The sequence below is a fragment of the Neochlamydia sp. TUME1 genome (assembly GCF_000813645.1).
Taxonomy (GTDB): Bacteria; Chlamydiota; Chlamydiia; order Chlamydiales; family Parachlamydiaceae; genus Neochlamydia.
Genome location: NZ_JRXI01000182.1, coordinates 1 through 2,379, shown reverse-complemented (window position 1 = coordinate 2,379; position 2,379 = coordinate 1). Strand labels below are relative to the sequence as shown.

The 2,379-nt window shown below is 38.1% G+C and carries 2 protein-coding genes; one reads left to right on the top strand and one right to left on the bottom strand.

Going from position 1 to position 2,379, the window contains the following annotated elements; translation table 11 throughout:
• On the bottom strand, positions 1-442 hold a 442-nt coding region (locus tag DB41_RS08270; protein ID WP_193365251.1), incomplete at its 3' end, for a transposase.
• A 783-nt stretch (positions 443-1,225) separates the two neighbouring features.
• Here DB41_RS08270 and DB41_RS10890 point away from each other — a divergent pair.
• A complete protein-coding gene (locus DB41_RS10890; protein WP_162180939.1) occupies positions 1,226-2,359 on the top strand; it encodes a leucine-rich repeat domain-containing protein in 1,134 nt (377 codons plus the stop codon).
• The last annotated feature ends 20 nt before the right edge of the window (positions 2,360-2,379 follow it).

Genomic DNA, 2,379 nt, shown 5'->3' with positions numbered 1-2,379 from the left:
GGTACTTTATTCTTTCTAAAGGCCTTTCACGAAAGGCTTTTAACTCTTCATCCAAAAGGCTTGTTAATCTGGAAACTTGCGTAGCACTAATATCAAAGCCACAAAGCTCTTCGGTGATTTGCTTAATCCGTCTGGTAGAAACACCTTTTACGTACATTTCAGCTATAGCAAGCTTTAAAGCTCTTTCTGAACGGCATCCCTTTTCTAAACATGAGGGATAAAACTTTAAACCCCGGACTTGCGGTATTTTCAGTTTCAATGACCCTGAGCGAGTATTTAAGGTTTCATCTTTAAATCCGTTAGAATAGCCTTTCCTTTCTTCCGTGCGTTCATAGGATTCTGCTCCTATACATTTTTTTCGCTCAATTTTCATTAATTCATTCAATAACTTTTCTATAATAGGTGCAAAATTGTCAGTCCCTCCTTTAATTAATCCTTCCAAAATTTCAGCTATTATTTTACATTCACTAATGTCTTAAGATCATATGTTTTTCCTTTTTTTGGTTATCACAGAGAAAAATTGATCTTAAGACTTTTTTATTAGCAAGCTTTATCTTACTATATTGAATTTACAGAAAAAATGTTACACTACCTTCAACTATTTTCTTATCCGATAACTCGCGTTAATTAAAGAGGTAGGATGGGTGCGCCTGGTGTCAAAAGTCATACTCAAGAAAATATTGTCAGTAAGCGTTTTCTATCTATCGATATACCAAATTTTCATCAGAGATTCCCTACATATGTTGCAAGATAAAGGAGCCCTGCAACTAATCTTAGACGCCTAGCTGGCTGGCCTGTTTTTCTACAAACAACTTATTAAATTCTTCCTCTTGCTGCTTCCATACAATCAACTTAAGATAGCTTAAATAAGAGGATGATTTTGATTAAGTTCGTCGCTAAGGCGGAATTTAAAAAAGCGGCCTTGTTGGTTATCTAACTTGTTTGGTTTCATAGTAAGCTTTGCAAGAAATTAAGAGCTTTATATTGTTTTAACCAAACCAAAATTGCCGCGTTACTTAATCTCCAAAACCTGCGGCTGCTCCTAAATGCTTGGAAGGCCCTTCTTTCCTTGAATCTATCTGAAAAAAAGTGCGGGTAGATTATCTGTGAGTTGTTTTTCATGGATAAAGATACGAATTCGTTTGACTTGCTTTTTTTAATTTTTTTTATCCTCTTTTTAAAAGATGAAAATGCTAAAAAAGTTATTCCTACCCAAGGAAATAAAATGCATCCTATCTCATCGACATCTATTGAAAGCTTGCCCAATGAATTACTGCTCCCTATCTTAGAGGCTTGCGCAGTTCCTTCCTTATTTAGCGTCTGTAAAAGGTGGCATCATCTGCTGGCTTCTGAAGCGATGCCTTCTCTTTATAAGCAAATAGGTAAAGTGCATGTTCCTCAAGGAAATGTTAAGGAGCAGGCTCTTATTGTAGATAGGATTTATAAGCTAGAAGAAAAGCTTTCTGAAGCAGAAAAGGTAAATGCAATCTTTAGGCGAATCTTTACTTTAGCCAAGTCTTTTTCAGCTTTAGTATTTAAAGTGCAAATAGAAGAAAAGAGGAATCTTACTCTGGCTAACTACTCTTCTTATCTCTTAAATATTAATCGCCTTTTACTTTGGGAAAAACTTCATGGTGGGAAAAAATACTTGAGCCGAGAAGAAATTAAGCACTTGCCTCTAGAGAAAAAAGGGGAGCTTTTTAGAAATTGGATTGAAGAAAATTGTGGAAATATCACGGCTCTAGATTTATCTAGAGTAGGCTTGACTTGTTTACCCCCAGAAATATGCCAGTTATCTCAGCTGCAAACGCTTTACTTAAATCAAAACCAGCTCACCGCTCTGCCTGCAGAAATTGGGCAGCTGTCTGAGCTGCGGGGGCTGTACTTAAGTCAAAACCAGCTTACCAGCCTGCCTGCAGAAATATGCCAGTTATCTCAGCTGCAAACGCTTGACTTAAGTGAAAACCAGCTCACCGTTCTGCCTGCAGAAATTGGGCAGCTGTCTGAGCTACAATATCTTTACTTAAATCAAAGCCAGCTCACCGCTCTGCCTACAGAAATAGGTCAATTGTCTCAGCTGCAAGTGCTTTACTTAAATCAAAACCAGCTCACCAGTCTTCCTGCAGAAATCGGGCAGCTGTCTAAGCTGACACGGCTTTACTTACATCAAAACCAGCTCACCAGTCTTCCTGCAGAAATAGGGCGGCTGTCTAAGCTGACACGGCTTTACTTAAATCAAAACCAGCTCGCCAGCCTGCCTGCAGAAATCGGACAGCTGTTTGATCTGCAAACTCTTGAATTAGCGGAAAATCCTTTGAAGGATATCGACGAAAAAATAAGGCAGCGTTTTCGATTGTAGAATGGTTGTAAGTACTTTTT